At 73.4% G+C, this 15,915-nt stretch carries 11 protein-coding genes; 4 read left to right on the top strand and 7 right to left on the bottom strand.

The window, feature by feature from the left end; all coding sequences use genetic code 11:
• Positions 1 to 9 precede the first annotated feature (9 nt).
• Complete coding sequence (locus tag WME89_RS03440) at positions 10 to 1,551, top strand: AMP-binding protein (protein ID WP_438007841.1); 1,542 nt, start codon at positions 10 to 12, stop codon at positions 1,549 to 1,551.
• Here WME89_RS03440 and WME89_RS03435 read toward each other — a convergent pair.
• From WME89_RS03435 to WME89_RS03425, 3 genes are all read right to left on the bottom strand, one after another.
• A complete protein-coding gene (locus tag WME89_RS03435) occupies positions 1,530 to 2,015 on the bottom strand; it encodes a carboxymuconolactone decarboxylase family protein (protein ID WP_438007840.1) in 486 nt (161 codons plus the stop codon). The genes WME89_RS03440 and WME89_RS03435 overlap by 22 nt on opposite strands.
• Positions 2,016 to 2,320: 305 nt before the next feature.
• Entirely contained in the window at positions 2,321 to 2,512 is a 192-nt protein-coding gene (locus WME89_RS03430; RefSeq protein WP_438007839.1) for a hypothetical protein, read from the bottom strand.
• Between the two features lie 62 nt (positions 2,513 to 2,574).
• The gene (locus WME89_RS03425; RefSeq protein WP_438011883.1) at positions 2,575 to 4,044 is read right to left on the bottom strand and encodes a PLP-dependent aminotransferase family protein; all 1,470 of its coding nucleotides are present in this window, start codon (positions 4,042 to 4,044) and stop codon (positions 2,575 to 2,577) included.
• A 165-nt stretch (positions 4,045 to 4,209) separates the two neighbouring features.
• On the opposite strand from WME89_RS03425, the gene WME89_RS03420 reads away from it, so the two are divergent.
• On the top strand, positions 4,210 to 4,659 hold the full coding sequence (locus WME89_RS03420) for a cupin domain-containing protein (RefSeq protein WP_438007838.1): 450 nt from the start codon (positions 4,210 to 4,212) through the stop codon (positions 4,657 to 4,659).
• Positions 4,660 to 4,750: 91 nt separating this feature from the next.
• On the opposite strand, the gene WME89_RS03415 is transcribed toward WME89_RS03420, so the two are convergent.
• Entirely contained in the window at positions 4,751 to 5,917 is a 1,167-nt protein-coding gene (locus WME89_RS03415) for a hypothetical protein (RefSeq protein ID WP_438007837.1), read from the bottom strand.
• 323 nt (positions 5,918 to 6,240) lie between these two features.
• Positions 6,241 to 6,669 (bottom strand): hypothetical protein, encoded by a 429-nt coding sequence (locus WME89_RS03410; RefSeq protein ID WP_438007836.1) that lies wholly within the window; start codon positions 6,667 to 6,669, stop codon positions 6,241 to 6,243.
• Positions 6,670 to 7,496: 827 nt separating this feature from the next.
• Between WME89_RS03410 and WME89_RS03405 the strand changes: the two genes are divergently transcribed.
• Positions 7,497 to 11,462: a serine/threonine-protein kinase gene (locus tag WME89_RS03405; RefSeq protein ID WP_438007835.1), complete on the top strand. Its 3,966-nt coding sequence runs from the start codon at positions 7,497 to 7,499 to the stop codon at positions 11,460 to 11,462.
• Positions 11,463 to 12,440: 978 nt separating this feature from the next.
• Positions 12,441 to 13,328, top strand: coding sequence for a squalene/phytoene synthase family protein (locus WME89_RS03400; RefSeq protein WP_438007834.1), 888 nt, complete (start codon positions 12,441 to 12,443; stop codon positions 13,326 to 13,328).
• Here WME89_RS03400 and WME89_RS03395 read toward each other — a convergent pair.
• Together WME89_RS03395 and WME89_RS03390 are read right to left on the bottom strand one after the other, a co-directional pair.
• Positions 13,316 to 13,684, bottom strand: a complete 369-nt coding sequence (locus WME89_RS03395; protein ID WP_436624900.1) for a response regulator — start codon at positions 13,682 to 13,684, stop codon at positions 13,316 to 13,318. The two genes, WME89_RS03400 and WME89_RS03395, sit on opposite strands and share 13 nt — an antisense overlap.
• On the bottom strand, positions 13,681 to 15,900 hold the full coding sequence (locus WME89_RS03390) for a HAMP domain-containing sensor histidine kinase (protein ID WP_438007833.1): 2,220 nt from the start codon (positions 15,898 to 15,900) through the stop codon (positions 13,681 to 13,683). The genes WME89_RS03395 and WME89_RS03390 overlap by 4 nt, the downstream gene beginning before the upstream one ends.
• Positions 15,901 to 15,915: the final 15 nt, after the last annotated feature.

Below are 15,915 nucleotides of genomic sequence, written 5' to 3'. Positions count from 1 at the left end.
GGGTCCGCGGTGGCCGGCCCCTACCGGCTGCGCGCCGAGGACCTGGCCGCGCGCGGCGACGCCGTCGCGCTCGTGTCGCGCGGCGCCGCGGTGACCTACGCCGAGCTGGCGGCGCGCGCGGCGGCCGTGGGCGAGGCGCTCGCCGGGGCGGGCGCGCGGCCGGGCGACCGGGTGGCGCTGCTCTCGTCGGGCCGCGCGCACGACGAGCCGGCGGCGCTCGCGGGGGTGCTCGCGGCCGGCGCCGTGGCGGTCCCGCTCGACGCGACCGCGCCGCCCGCGCGGCTCGCCCGGATCGCGCGGGCCCGCGGCTGCCGGGCGCTCGTGCTCGACGCCGCGGCCGCGGGCCTCGCGGACGGCATCGACGCCGCGCTCGGCGCGGGCCTTCCGCGCGTGGAGCTCGACGCCGAGGGGCGGGTGGTGCGCGGGGCGGCGCCCTCCGACGCGGGCGGCGAGCGCGACGCAGCCGGCGCGGACGGCGCGGACGGCGCGCGCGACGTCGCCGGGGCGCAGGACGTCGCGTGCATCCTGCACACCTCGGGCAGCACCGGGGAGCCGAAGCCGGTCCCCATCACCTGGGCCGGGCTCGACGCGTTCACGGCCTTCTGCATCGATCTCGTCGGCCTCTCGCCGGTGGACCGGGTCCTCCGCGTGGCCGAGCTCGTTTTCGATCTCGCGTGGTTCGATCACCTCGCGACGTTCCGGGCCGGCGCGACGCTCGCGACGATGACGCGGCGCGACCTCGCCTCGGGCCGGGCGCTCCGCGACGCGGTGGGCGCGCTCGCGCCGACGGTCATCTACGGCGTGCCGTCGATGTTCATGAAGCTCGTCGCGGCGCTCCCCGCGGGGGGCGCCGGCGCGCCGGCCGCGGCGCTCTCCCCGCCGCTGCGCGCGATCCTCTTCGCCGGCGAGGTGTTCCCGCCGCGCGAGCTCGCCGCGCTGGCGGCGCGCGCGCCCGGCGCGGCGCTCTACAACCTGTACGGCCCGACCGAGACGAACGTCTGCACGTTCCACCGCGTCGACAGCGCGGCGCTCGACGGGGTGAGCGAGGTCCCGATCGGGCTGGCGTGCCCCTACGCGGCCTGCGCGCTGGTCGCGCTGGACGCTGACGACGCGAGCGGCCGCTTCATCGACGGCCCTGGCACGGGCGAGCTCGTCGTCTCGGGGCCGACCACCGTGAACGGCGGCCCCTACCGGACGCGCGACAGGGTGGAGCGCAAGGCCGACGGGCTCTTCTATTTCCGCGGCCGCATCGATCGGATGGTGAAAATCCGGGGCTACCGGGTCGAGCCGGGCGAGGTCGAGGCGGCGCTCGCGTCGCACCCCGCGGTGCGCCAGGCCGCCGTGATCGCCGTCGAGGACCCGCGCCTCGGCAAGACGCTCCGCGGCTTCGTCGCGCTCACGGCCGACAGCGGCGACGCGGACGACCGCTCGCTCAGGATGTACCTCGCGGAGCGGCTGCCCCCCTACATGATCCCCGAGAAGATCGTCGCCCTGGACGAGCTGCCGCGGACCTCGACAGGGAAGATCGATTACCGCGCGCTGCCCGGGTGAGCGTTCGCCCGCTCCCTGACCTCGTGGGAGCCGGGCACCTTCCGGAGCGCGATGGCCATCCGGTTCCAGGCGTTGATCGTCGCCACGAGCCAGGTCAGATCCGTGAGCTCCCGCTCCGAGAAGTGCGGGCGCACGGCGTCATGGACGCGATCGGGCACCTGCTCCTCGGCCACGAGGGTCACCGCCTCTGTCCACTCCAGCGCAGCCCGCTCGCGCTCGCTGTAATAAGGTGCCTCGCGCCACGCGCTCAGCCCGTAGAGCCGCTGCTCGCCCTCGCCCGCGGCGCGCGCGTCCTTCCAGTGCATGTCGATGCAGAACCCGCAGCCGTTGATCTGCGAGGCGCGGAGCAGCACCAGGTGCTTCAGCGCCTCCTCCAGCGCGCAGCGGTTCACACAGGCGCTGAGCCCGAGCATCGCTCTGTACGGCTCGGGGGCGACGCTCGCGTAATCGATACGTGACTGCATGCTCACCTCGTCTTCCGTGAAATCCATTCCCGCGCGGCCGCGACGAGCGCGACAGCCCACCTCTAAACGGCGCGCGGCGCCGCGACGAGCGCCACTTCGCCCCGATCGACTGGATCCACCGCGCGGAGCGCTCGCGCTCGTGCTCGTGCCGCGCGCCAGGGCTCCCGCTCCAGCGCCGGCGAGCGAGATGCTGCGCTGGCTCCGGGCAGCCTCGTCCGGTTATCCGCAAGGATGAGCCCACGCGCCTGAGAGGCGCGACACAGGCGGCGAGCATGTCCATGGCGGCACGCGCGCCCCGGCCGCCGTCAACCGATCGGATCGATCATGAACCACTCGTGGAACACGTGCGCGATATAGAACCGCTCGCCCGGTACACGATCGCACACGGCGAGGAAGCCTGCAGAAAAGAACTCGAGCTTCGGGTCGTCGACGTAGGTCGTGTCTTTCAGAAAGAGAACCGTAGCACCGCCCTCATCGGCATCGCGGAAGCCGAACACGACCGCATCCCGACGATCCGTTCCACTCGAACAGTGACCAGGAACGACTTGCTCGACGCAGGCTAGCGCAATGCCGCCCTGAGCCGCCGGACGCCCTCGTCGATCTCGTCCTCCGGCACCGCGGCATAGCCGAGCAGCAGGGCGCCGCGGCCGGCGGTGTCGACGCGGAGCTCGGACAGCGCGACGCACCGCACGCCATTCGCAGCCGCGCTCTCCGCCGCAGCGCTGTCGGCGCGCCCTGTCGGCAGCCAGCCGAGGAGGTGCATCCCGGCGGGCGCCGGCCGAACCTCGAGGAGCCCCGAGAGAGCCCGCCCCGCCGCCGCGACGAGCGCGGCCTGGCGCCGCTCGTACAGCACGCGCATCCGGCGCACATGGCGAGCGAAATGCCCCTCGGCCATGAAGTCGGCCAGGACCGCCTGCTCCAGCGAGGGCGACGACACGTCGGCCAGCGCCTTGGCCGCGACGAACGCGTCGACCAGCCCCTCGGGGACCACGAGGTAGCCGAGGCGCAGCGACGGCGAGAGCACCTTGCTGAACGTGCCGGCGTAGATCACCCGCGCGTCGGGCGACAGGCCCTGAAGGGCGGCGAGCGGCCGGCCCGCGTAGCGGAACTCGCTGTCGTAATCGTCCTCGAAGACCCAGCCGCCCGTCGATCGCGTCCAGTCGAGGAGCGCGAGCCGGCGCCCGAGGCTCATCGTCACGCCCAGCGGGAACTGGTGCGACGGCGTCACGACGGCGAGCCGCGCGGACGCCGAGAGGCGGGCGGCCGCCGCCACGTCGAGCCCTTCCCCGTCCACCGGGACCGGGACCGGGATCGCCCCGGCCACTACGAGGGCGCTGCGCGCGGCGGTGTAGCCCGGGTCCTCGACCCAGACCGCATCGCCGGGATCGAGCAGCACCTCGGCCGCGAGCGAGATCGCCTGCTGGGCGCCGCTCACCACGATGACCCGGTCCGGCGTGCACCGCACGCCCCTCGCGGTGACGAGGTGGTCGGCGATCGCCTGGCGCAGCGGCGCGTACCCCTGCGGATCGTGGCGCGGCAGGAGCGCCCGCCACGAGCGGTCCCAGCGCCGGCTCATCAGTCGGCCCCAGGTGGCGGCAGGGAAGGCGTCGAACGCGGGCACGCCCACCTGGAACGCCCAGCCCGCAGGCCCGACCGACGCGGAGGCACGCCGGAACGGCGACGCCGCGCTCGCCACGAGGGCGCCGCGCCTCGACAGGCCAGCGCCGTCCGGCGCGGGCGCCGGCCGCGACGCGGGCTCACGGCGGGCGAGCAGGAGGCGCTCCGGCAGCGCGTCGGCGACGTACGTCCCGGAGCCGATCCGGCCGCGCAGGTACCCCTCCGCGAGGAGCTGCGCGTACGCGCCCAGCACCGTGTTGCGCGACAGGCTCAGGTGCGCGGCGAGCGCCCGGGTCGACGGCAGCTTGCTCCCGGACCGGAGCCGCCCGGCGAAGATCGCGCCGCGCAGCGCCTCGTACACCTGCCGGTGCAGCGGCGCGCTCGACGCCGGATCGAGCACCACGGCCGTCACCGCGCCGGCGGGCGAAGGGGCCCGCTCTGGCCGCCTCGCCGAGGTCTTCCGCGTCAACGGTGCGCTCTCCGAAGTGGATCCATCCGATCGGCCAGGACCGGCTCTCGCCCGGGGCCACCGGGGATTCTACCGTCGCCCTGATCCCGAACGAGGAGGAACATCGCCATGAGCTTGCGGCAAGGCATCGCCGTCGTCTTCACGCTGATCGCGATCGGAGGGTGCGCCGACGCCGGCGGCCCGGAGCCCGCGGAGGCGCACGCCGGGGACGAGGGCCACGAAGAGGATGGACAGGCGCGCGTCACGACGCTCCTGACGGAGCCCCTCGCCGACGCTCCGGGGCTCGAGGCGCGGGTGCTGACGGTTGAGCTCCCTCCTGGCAGCTCGTCGCCAGCGCACCGTCATCCGGGTCAGGTCTTCGCCTATGTGTTGCAAGGAGCGGTGCTGACCGGCCTCGATGGCCAGGCGCCCGTGCGCTACACGCAGGGGCAGACCTGGTCGGAGGCGCCGGGGCAGGTGCACAGCGCCTCGCAGAACGAGAGCCCCACCGCGCCGGCAAAGCTGCTCGTCTTCTTCGTGACCGAGCCGGGCGAGCCCGTCGTGGAGCCAGCCCCGTGAGCCCCGGAGGCCGGTCTCCTGGCGCGCCGGGAGCGCCTCGGGAAGGGCTCGCCGGGCGGCCCGCGCCGCCCGGCCCCTCCCCCGCGGCGCGTCAGTGCGCGCCGACCTTGGCGCCCGCGCTCGCGCGCGCCGACGCCGACGCCTTGAAGCTCGGCTTGGGGATCGAGATGCTGGGCGCCTTGAGCTGCACGTTGATGCTCGGCGGCGTCACCCGGACGCTCGGCGCCCTGACGTTCACGTTCGCCTTCGCGTTGGCCCTGGCGCCGGCGCCGCTGTGGACGTGGACCTTCGGGTCGAAGTCGGCCTTCGCCTTCAGGTCGGCGTGCGCGTGTGCGTGCGCGCGCGCGTCCCAGTCGGTCCTCACGCGCACCTTCACGCGCGGGGCGCGCGCGTGGACGGCGAACGCCGCGCCGGCGTGGTAGCCGCAGAGGGCCACGGCCGAGCGGCCCGCGTTCCGCACCGCGATCGTGAGCTTCAGCGGGTCGGCGGCGAGCGCGAGCTTGCCGGTCAGGTACGCGCTCGCGGCCACCTTCGCGTTCACGTCCGCGTTCACGTCCGCGCTCGCGGCCACCGGCGTGAGGACCACGACCTGCGGCGCGTCGGCGACGACGCCGAGGGTGATCTTGCGCTCGCCGATGTCGACCGGCTTCAGGTCGACGTCGAGCACGTAGACGCGGACCTCGCCGGTCGCCTCGTCGACCAGGAGCTCGAGGCGATCGTCGCCGACGATCTCGATGCGCCCGCCGTGCGGGCCGAGCTTCCCCTCCGGGAGCCGGAGATCCGCCGCCCCCTTGGCGTTGGCGTAGAGCTCGGCGGTGCCGCCGGCGGGGACGTGCAGCGTGCCGCTCCACGGCTTGCCAGCGACGTTGAGCGTGTAGCCGATCTGGGTGAGGTCCGCCTCGAGCTTGGGGCCGGCGGCGACGAGGAGGCCGGCCTTCTCATCGAACGTCAGGGGAACGGTCTTCTCCTCCCCGGAAGGCCCCTTCCACAGGAGCGTGCCGCTGACGTTCTCCCGGATCGGCTTGCCGTCCGGCCCCGTCACGGCCGCCTTGACGCTCCCGTCCGCGGCGACGTTGAAGGCGGCCTTGCCGCTCTCGTGATCCTCCACGTAGGCGTCTTCGCCGATCGCCGACTCGGCGGTGGCGGTCACCTCGGCCGTCGCGTTCGCCTCGGTCTGCGGCTCCTCGCCCTTGCCGCATGCAGCCGCGGCGGCGATAAGCAGCAGGGCGAACACTCCGGAAAGCTTGGTGATCTTCATGAAATCCTCCTCGGTGCGAGCGCCCCCGCGGCGGGAGCCGCGGCTTCGCTCGAGCCGGTGCGCCGAGGTCGAAACCTCCCCGGACGCCACGGCAACGGGGCCCATCATACGACGAGACGCCCTCGAAGGCGCGGAAGAGCGCGAATATCGGTGTGAATCAAAAGATACAGGAAAACGCAGGTAGGACAAGGGGGCTCACGGCCGCCGAGCGGCCGTGACGCGCCTACCCGCAATGCGTTCAGTCGGTCTTCGGCGCGGGCGCGTGCCTGCGCGCCCGCGTGCGTGCCGTGCGCGTGACGATCACCCGCGCCGCGGCGCCGCGCTCAGGGGTCCGCGGCGCCCTGACCTTCGCCCTCCGTGGCGAGGATCTGCGGGCACTTCCGGGCCACCGCGTCGCAGTCCGGCGGCGTCGCCTCCAGCGTGTTCAGGACCGAGTCGCACGTGAGCTGACGGATCAGCTGGGTCTGCGCGACGAGGCAGACCTCGAACTCGGCCACCGTGGCCGTGCAGCCCGCGCGCTGGTCGGTCGGAGGCATGCAGTCCTTGTCGAAGGCCTGGCCCTGGGTCGACTCGTCGGCCTCGGAGATGCACTCGTCCTTCAGCGTCGCGCACGGCTTCCCGAGGGCGGGAGAAGCGATGAGGCCCAGGTACTCACAGGCATCTTCCTTGGAGAGCTTCACCCTCGCCTCGAGCGACTCGCAGGTGGACCGGACGTCATCGGCCGTCAGATCCTTGAGCTGCTTGCTGCTCATGGCGGTGTCCGTCGGGGCGGTATCTGCACCTTCGCCGCCGCACGCGGCGAGGGACAGGACGGTCAGAAGGGCCCCGAGATGAGTCATACGCGTCATTCGTTGTCTCCCTTTCTAAGTGCGGCCGCGAGCGCGGCCGTGGCGCACCCGGGAGCAAGCCATGTACCGGGAGATCGAGCGTGCACGATTGGACCGCACCACGGCGGCGAAGCGCGGTGAAAGCGACAAAACCCACGCGAGATACCGGATCTACCAAGCGAGGAAAGCAAACCTTTCTTGGCGCGCCGAGCGCCCCGAGGTATCGAGACGTTCTGGCTCGAGCGCCGCGCCGCCAGCCTCGCCGCGAACTCGCGTTTCGCGCCCGGCCGCGGGCGCCGGCGCACGCTGGCGGCGGAGCGGCCCTCCGCCGAGTCCCAGCTCCACCGTGTTTCGCGTCCCGCCGAAGACCGCGCGCGCGCCCGCTGGCGGGCTCCTCCCCGTGCACGCGCCGCCCGCCCTCCCGCCGGACAGCGGGCCGCCCGCGGGCGGGAACGCCGCGCGCGGGCGGCGACGACGTGCCGCCCGCGGCCCCGGCGACCGGGGTGAGACAGGGAGACAGGCACTCTCACGCCGGGTCGCGTGTAGTCGCCTGTCAGTGCGAGCGCTCATGACACGGTGTTCGTGCGGCGAGCGGGGCTCGACACGGACTTGTTGTACGGTCGGCCGCTCCGTGACATCATGGCAGGCCGTCGGGTGGATGTACTCAGACCCAGCGGCGATGTGGGGAGCTCGCCCTCGGCCTACCACCTGGAGCGCATCCCGGCCCGGGCCAGGGACGCCTTGGTCCCCAGATGATCACCACGCCGAGCTCGCGACAGGCCAAGCAGTCTCCGGACGTACCGGCGTCCGTCGGGCCGTGGCGGGTGCTCGAGCCGCTCGGCCGCGGCGGGATGGGGGTCGTCTACCGGGCCCAGCACAGCGCCACGGGGGCGCTCGCGGCGCTGAAGACCGTCTGCGTGAGCGACGAGAGCCTCGTCTCGAGCATCCGCCGCGAGATCCACGCCCTGCGGGGCGTCCAGCACCCGGGCGTCGTGCGGATCCTCGACGAGGGCATCCAGGGCGGCATCCCGTGGTACGCGATGGAGCTGCTCGAGGGGCGCACGCTGCGCGACCACAACCAGGAGCGCTGGCGCGGCCGGGCGAGCGTGAACAGCGAGCCCACCGTGAGCGTCTCGGCGGGGTTCGACGCGCAGGCGCTGACGAGCACCGCGACGGCCGAGATCGGCCCCGACTCGATCATCCCGCGCTCGTACCAGCCGTTCGCGCCGCGGCCGTTCTACCGCGCTGCCGGCGGGGCGCTCCGCCACGCGCTGACGCTCCTGCGCGCGGTCTGCCGGCCGCTCGCGTACGTCCACGGCCGCGGCCTCGTCCACCGCGACCTCAAGCCGGACAACGTCTTCATCCGCGAGGACGGCGCGACGGTGCTCTTCGACTTCGGCCTCGCCTTCCAGTTCGAGGGCCACAAGGGGCGCGACGAGCTCCAGTCGGGCGGCAGGCTGATGGGCAGCCCCGATTACATGTCCCCCGAGCAGATCCGCGGCGACCTCGTCGACGCGCGCGCGGACCTCTACGCGCTCGGCTGCATGCTCTACGAGGTCGTCACCGGGGCGGTCCCGTTCCTCGGCGACTCGAGCGCCGTCGTGCTGTCCATGCACCTCTACGCCGAGCCGCTCCCCGCCTCCGAGCTCGTCAGCGACGTGCCCCCCGAGCTCGACGCCCTCATCGCGCGGCTCCTGAAGAAGCGCCCCGAGGACCGGCTCGGCTACGCCGACGACGTCGCGACCGCCCTCGCGCAGCTCGGCGCGGACGACGCGCCCGCGCGGCAGGGCGAGGCGCGCGCGCCGGCGGCGCAGCCGTACCTCTACCGGCCGCGCCTCGCCGGGCGCGGCGAGGCGCTGCGGCAGCTGAGCGAGGCGCTCGAGCGCGCCCAGGAGCGGCGGCAGGGCAGCCTCGTCTTCGTCGGCGGCGAGAGCGGCGTCGGCAAGACGCGCCTCGCCGTCGAGGCGGCGCACCAGGCGGCGCTCATCCAGATGGCCGTCGTCGCGGGCGCGTGCGCGGCCGTCTCCGCGGCCGACGCGCGCGAGGGCGCGGTCAAGGCCGCGCCGCTGCACCCGTTCCGCCCGCTCCTGCTCGCGGTGGCCGACAGGTGCAACGAGCTCGAGGCCGGGGGCTACGACGCGCTGCTCGGCCCGCGCGGCCGGGTCCTCGCGCCGCACGAGCCGTCGCTCGCCCAGCTCCGCGGCCACGAGCGCTACCCCGAGCCGCCCGAGCTGCCCCCGGACGCGGCCCGCTACCGGCTGCAGACCGCGCTCGCCGACACGCTCGCCGCGTTCGCGGCGACGCGGCCCGTCCTGCTCGTGCTCGACGACCTCCAGTGGGCCGACGAGAACTCGCGCGGCGTGCTCGAGCACCTCGACGCCGACTACTTCGCGGCGCACCCGGTGGTCCTGCTCGGCACGTACCGGACCGAGGAGATGTCCCCCGCGCTCTCCTCGCTCCTCGCCGCGCCGTGGGCCTCGCGCATCGCGCTCGGGCGGCTCGACCGCCCCTCGGTCGGGCGGATGGTGCGCGACATGCTCGCCCTGGACGAGCCGCCCGAGGCCTTCGTCCGGTACCTCTTCGAGCAGTCGGAGGGGAACCCGTTCATCGTCGCCGAGTACCTCCGGGCCGCGATCCAGGAGCGGATGATCTACCGGGACGAGGCCTACGTGTGGCGCATCCGCGCGAGCGCCGAGGGCGCCGCCGCGGAGGAGCTCTCCCGCGCGGCGCGCGCGAGCCAGCCGCCCGCGGCGCTGCCGCTGCCGGGCTCGCTGCGCGAGCTCGTGGCGCGCCGGCTGTCGGGCCTGAGCCAGGGGGCGCTCGCGCTCGCGCGGCTCGCGTCGGTGCTCGGCCGCGAGCTCGAGGAGCGCCTGCTGCTCGGCGCCGCCGGCCTCGCCGAGGTCGAGGCCATGGACGCGCTCGCGGAGCTCGAGGGCCGCCACGTGCTCGAGGCGGCCGAGCCGGGGCAGCTCCGCTTCGTGCACGACAAACTGCGCGAGATCGTCTACGCGGGCATCCCCGAGGCGGAGCGGCGGGCGCTGCACGGCGCGGCGGCGCGCGCGATCGAGCGGCGGCACCGCGACGCGCCGGATCTCGCGCTGTCGTACCCGCTCCTCGCCCACCACTACGCGATCGCGGGCGTCGTCCCGGAGACGCTCGAGTACCTCGACAAGGCGGGCGCCCAGGCGCTCGCGACGGGCGCGTCCGGCGACGCGGTGGATTTTTACAGGAGGGCGCTCGACCTCGACGGGGCGCTCTCGCCCGAGGAGCGCGCGCCGCCGCTCCGGCGCGCGCGCTGGGAGCGGCGGCTCGGCCAGGCCCACTACAACCTCGGCGACCTGCTCGGCGCCGAGCGGCACTGCGCGGCGGCGCTCCGGCTGCTCTCCCGCGACGAGGCGGCGTGGATCCGCGCGGGCGAGCGCGCGTCCACGTCGCGCCGCGGGGCGCCGCTGCGCGCACGACTGAGGGAGCGGCTCCGCCCCGTGACGGCCTCGCTGCGGCACCTCGGCCTGCAGCTCGCGCACGTCGCGGGCGTCCCGTTCCCTGTCGCGCGCGACGCGCACGAGCGCGAGCGCCTCGCCGAGGCGTCGCTCGCGGCGGAGAAGCTGTCGGAGACGTACATGTTCCGCAACGAGCCGACGCTCGCCTTCCTGGCGGCGCTGACCGCGACGAACGCCGCGGCGCGGCTCGGCCCGTCGCTCGCGCTCGCGCGCGGCTACGCGACCCTGAGCGTCGCGTTCGGGTACGTCCCGTGGAAGGCGGTCGTGGACGCGTACGCCGCGCGCGCTGTCGAGGCCGCGGCGGCGCTGGAGGACCCGCGTGGCGTCGCGTTCGTCTCGTGCCTGCGCGGGCTGACCGCGCTCGGCGAGGGCCGGTGCCGGGACGCGCGCGCGCTGCTCACCGAGGCGGAGCGGCTGGCGGAGGCGCTGCAGGACCGCCGCCGCAAGGAGGAGTGCATCACGCTGCTCGCCGGCGTGGCGCACTCCGAGGGCCGCTGGATGGAGGCGCTCGATCGCTACAGCGCGCTCGCTGTCGCGTCGCGCCAGAGCGACAACGCGCAGGGCCACATCTGGGCGGAGAGCGGCCGCGCGCAGTGCCGGCTGCTGCTCGGCGACGGCGAGGGCGCGACGGCGATCTTCGACGAGCTGACCCCCGAGGTGCAGCGGCTCGGCGATCGCACGCAGCAGATCACGCACGGCCAGGTCGCGCTGGGGCACCTGCTCCGCGGCGCGCGCGACGACGCGCGCGCCGCCGCCCAGCGGACGCTCGCGCTCATCCTCGAGGGGCAGCCGGCCGGCTACCACTGCCTGTACGGCTACGCGGCCACGTGCGAGGTGCTGCTGTCGCTCCTCGCGGAGGCCCGGAGCGCGCCGGAGCGGCGCGAGCTCTCGCGGCTCTCGACGGAGGCGTGCCGCGCGCTCGGCAGGTACGCCACCCTCTTCCCGCTCGGGCGCTCGACCTCGCTCCGGATGCGGGGCCTCGCCGCGTGGCTCGCCGGCCGGCGCGCGCACGCGCGGCGGCTCTGGGCCGGGGCGATCGGCGAGGCCCTGTCGCGCGGCCTGCCCGTCGACGAGGCGCGCGCCCGCTTCGAGCTCGCGCGGCACCTCCCGCGCAGCGATCCCGAGCGCGGGCGGCAGATCGCCCGCGCCGTCGCGCTCTTCTCGACGCTCGATCTTCAGTACTGGCGCGACCGGGTGGCCCGGCTGCGCGAGCGGTAGCCCGCGAGGCCGGCCAGGGGCGACCGACGCTGGCCGGCGCCGCGCTGGCGTCGCGAAGCCCCACGTCCGCCCGAGCGAGACGCGGGCGAGGCTCGCCAAGGCATCTCCTTCTGCACCTCTGTCTGGAGCGGATGCCCCACGAGCACGCCGAGCACGGATGACCGTCTCACGCGGTGACCGCAATCACATCTTCGCCGCGCTCACCGCATCACGTCGACAGGCGCTGAATCGATCGGCGCGCGAGAGCGTCTAGCACCACGCCCGATCGGCGCCCGATCGCACCGCGGAGCGCCCCAGTCGCGACGCGTCAGGGCCAAGCCGAGCGAGAGAGACAGAGGCCCGCGCGCTCCGACGGCCTGAGCGCCGGTTGTCCTCGTGAGCGCAGTGGACATATCGTCCGGAACTCCGGAAAAGCCATCTGCCCAGGACGCCTGAAGAACCGCCGTGACAGCCCAGGAAAGCGTAAAAACGCCGGCCCAACCTCGGTTTTATCCGTTGGACAACGTATCAGCCCAGGGTATACACCGATGCTCATTGGCGGCGTGTCCCCAGCACACCGGCAAAACACGCAGGGAATCGGCGCATTATCCGCGGCGCCCGTGCCCTGGACGACGAATTTCCGCGTCGACTGGGAGACTATAAGGTCTCATAAAGGAAGGCGAGCGGGCGTCACCTTGCATCGCACGGAGGAGCGGAAAGTTCCACCGGACATCGAACCACGGGTCACCGTCGACACAGGTGACCAAGGTCCTCGTGATGGGTCACGGCGATAATCACCCATGACCGCACGCGGGACCGGGGCGACACTGGCGACAGGCACAATCAACGGCGGCACGCGATCTCGTGAAACCTATTCACCCCCTCTCTCCTGGATTGCATTGCGTACCCGCCGCGGCGCCGGTGTCGGAGCGGACTGCTTACCAGGCCATCTCAGCGGTCGTCGGTTCATCGCACTATCGCGCCCTGTCTGACGACGCCTTGAAGGACGAGGACAACGCCGCCTGGGTGCTCGGCCTTGCGCCCGAGGTGAAGCAGGCGTGGCTCGAGCGCATCCGCTGGATCCGCATCGTCGACCGCCTGGCCGAGAACGAGCGCATCGAGCCGCACGAGCAGCGCTTCAGCCGGTTCATGGAGGCGTGGCGGCTCCTCCGTTCACGCGGGTTCGTCGATCCGAGCTGCCCGTTCGCGAGCGAGCTCTCGGCCATCCGCGCGCTGTGGCTCCGGGACGCGGGCGGCCCGGATCGCGCCGCCTCGCGCGAGCGGCGGGAGCAGGACGACATCGAGCGGCGCTCGCTCGCCGCCTGGGACGCTTACCTGCTCGCCCTCGACGACTACCACGCGCCCGGGCTCCTCATCCGCACGATGAAGGAGCACGACACGATGCTGATGCGGCTGTCGGGGCATATCTTCCAGCTGGTTCCGTTCCTGACGACAGAGCACTGGGACGCAGCCGGCGAGTTCGGCCGGCTCGATCAGTTCTTCAACAACCTCAGGGACATGCAGGAGGACGCCGATCGCGGCATCTGCTATCTGCCCGAGGAGGAGCTCGAGCGCCACGGCGTCACGCGCGCACAGATGATCTCCGGACGTTGCATCGGGACGCCCGGGTACGAGCGCCTGATGGGGTCCTGGCTCGATGAGGTCATGCCGGCGCTCTACGCGCGGGCTGCGCCGTTCATCGACGCGCGCGGCCTCCACCCCTCGCTCCAGATCATGAGAGCGTGGAGCCTGCGCCGTTATGCCCGCATCACCCGCGTCTTCCGCGCGACCGGGTACGATTACCGCCGGTTCCCCGCGCGGTACTGGGCCGAGGTGCGGCGCGACCTCGCCGAGCGCCGGCAGCTCCCCCGCGCTCACCCTGTGTAACGCCTCACGGTCGAGAGCAGCGCGTCCGGGTCGAACGGCTTGCCCAGCCACGCGTCAGCGCCTACCTCGGCCGCCCGCCGGTGCGCGTCCGCCGCGGCGGTGAGCACGACGATGGGCGCCTGCCGCCCGTGCCGGACCTCGAGCTCGCGGGCGAACTCCGGTCCGTTCATCACCGGCATCTTCATGTCGAGCAGGATGAGATCCGGGATGTCGTTCTCCAGCTTGGCCAGCGCCTCGCGGCCGTTGCACGCGATCTTGACCCGGTAGCCGCCCTCCTGGAGCACGAGCGAGATGAGCGCCACGAGGTCCGCGTCATCCTCCACGAGGAGCACCGTCTTTGCGTATCTGCAGCTCATCGTCGGTCAACCGTGGGGGCCTCGCTGCTGAGTGGAACGGTGAAATAGAACGTGCTGCCCTTGTCCTCCTCGCTCTCGAACCAGATACGGCCACCGTGACGGGAGATCATGTCCTTCGCAAGGAACAGCCCGATCCCCATGCCGCCGTAGTCGTGTCGGGTGTCCGTGTGAGCGCGAAAGAAGCGCTCGAAGATCCGCGCCTGCTTGTGGGCCGGGATGCCGACGCCCTGATCGCGCACCGACACGATCGCCTCGAAGCCCGGCGCCGAGCCGCGGCGGTGCGAGAAGAGCGCGGCGTCGCAGAGCGACGGCCGGGACACCGGCGCGCGCTCGGCCACGGCGACGCGGACGTCGATGTCGCCGCCGTCCGGCGAGTACTTCATCGCGTTGTCGAGCAGGCTCGCGAGCACCTGGCGCAGCCGCTCCGGATCGGCGCGCACGACGGGCGGCCGCTCGGCCCCGAGCGACAGCCGCACGCGGTGCCGGCTCGCCGACTTCGCGGCGCGATCGACCGTCTCCTGCAGGAGCGCCCCGAGGTCGACGTCCTCCTCGGAGACCTGGAGGACGTCGAGCGAGACCTGCGAGATCGCCAGGAGGTCGTCGACGATGCGGTTGATCCTGTCCGCGCCGCGATCGATGGCCTCCAGCATCTTGCGGCGGGGCGCCGGCAGGTCGGTCGTGTTGCGCAGGAGCGCGAGCGCGTAGCCCTTCATGATCGCGACCGGCGTCTTGAGCTCGTGCGCGCCGACCCGGATGAACTGGTCCTTGACGAGATCGAGCTCCATGAGCTCCGTCACGTCGCGGGCGACCGTGACGGCGCCGAGGATCGTCCCGCACTCGCTGCGGATCGGCGCCGCGCTGGTGCGCAGGAAGACGTCCCGGCCCGCCCGGCCGCCCTCGAGCACCTGCTCCTCCTGCACGATGGTCTCGCCGGCGAGCGCCCGCACCATGGGCAGCTCGTCGCGCGTGAAGGGGCGGCCGTCGCTGTGGCGCATGCGGCTCAGGTCCATCACCTCCTCGACCATCCGGCCGACCTGCTCGGAGCGGCCCGACAGGCCGAGCAGCCTGAGCCCCGAGGCGTTCAGCATCGTCAGCCGGCCCTGGCGGTCGCACGCGAACACCCCCTCGACGAGGTTGTCCAGCACGGCCCCGAGCTGCGCCGCGCGCTGGGCCGCGTCCTGCAGCAGGCGCTCGCGCTCGGCCAGGTAGCTGCGCGTGCGCCGGGACGACTCCTCCAGGCGATCGACCATCGCGTTGACGCCGCCCGCCAGGGCGCCGATCTCGTCCTTGAAGTAGACGGGGATCCTCTCCAGCCGGTCGACCTCGCCGCGCCGGACGATCGCCTGGATGACCGCGGCGACCTGCTGGAACGGGCCCGCCAGGGCGCCCGCGAGGAAGCCCGCGCAGACGGGCGCCCAGGTGACCGCGACCATCGAGAAGATGGCCAGCGTGAGGTTCAGGCCGGGCTTGGCCGGCCCCGCCGTCTCGCCGAGCACCATCGCCGCCATCCAGCTCGTCGGCGCGATGGCGAGGCAGGCGCCGAGGATCACGAGGCGGACCGCGAGCGAGTAGCCCTTGCCCGGCACGGAGAGGCCGCGCTCGCGGGCGAGCAGCGAGATGACGCCGGCGGCGGGCGAGAGCAGGCGGCCGAGGATGCTGTAGGCGAGCGGCAGCGCAGCCGCGAACAGGGCCAGCGCGAAGAGGGCGAGCGCGATGCCGCGCTGCACGCCGAGCGGGCTCTGGTTCGGCGCGATGACGTAGAACGCCACGGTGACGGGCAGGTACAGGAGCGCCCACGAGATCGCCCATACCGTCGCGAACGCAAGCGGGGTGTCGTAGGCGGCGTTGGCCGCGGCGAGGATGAGGTCTTCCGGAGGCGCCGCGGCGCCCGCGCCGGGCTCCTCGAAGCCCGCGCCGCTGCGGAGCGGGTGGCCCACCGCATACCGACGCAGGCGCTCGATGGGGCGCAGCATGTGGACGAGCAGCGCGATGAGGCCCGCTGTCTTGACCACGTACATGAGCCCGATCAGCCCGACCATGCGCGCCTGGACAGTCGAGTCCACGACGCCGAGGAGCCGCAGGTGAGCGACCGGGACAAGCAGGCTATACGGCAGCTCGATGCCGAACGCATAGGCCACGACCCGGGGCGTGAACGAGCGAGTCCGCGCCCTCCCCAGATTCCAGACTCTGAACCAGGCGGCTCGGCTGATCGCCACGTCCGTCACCCCCCT

It is taken from the genome of Sorangium sp. So ce321 (assembly GCF_051530195.1).
Classification (GTDB): domain Bacteria; phylum Myxococcota_A; class Polyangia; order Polyangiales; family Polyangiaceae; genus Sorangium.
The sequence above is the reverse complement of the archived record's forward strand: the minus strand, read 5'-3'. Positions and strand labels throughout refer to the sequence as shown.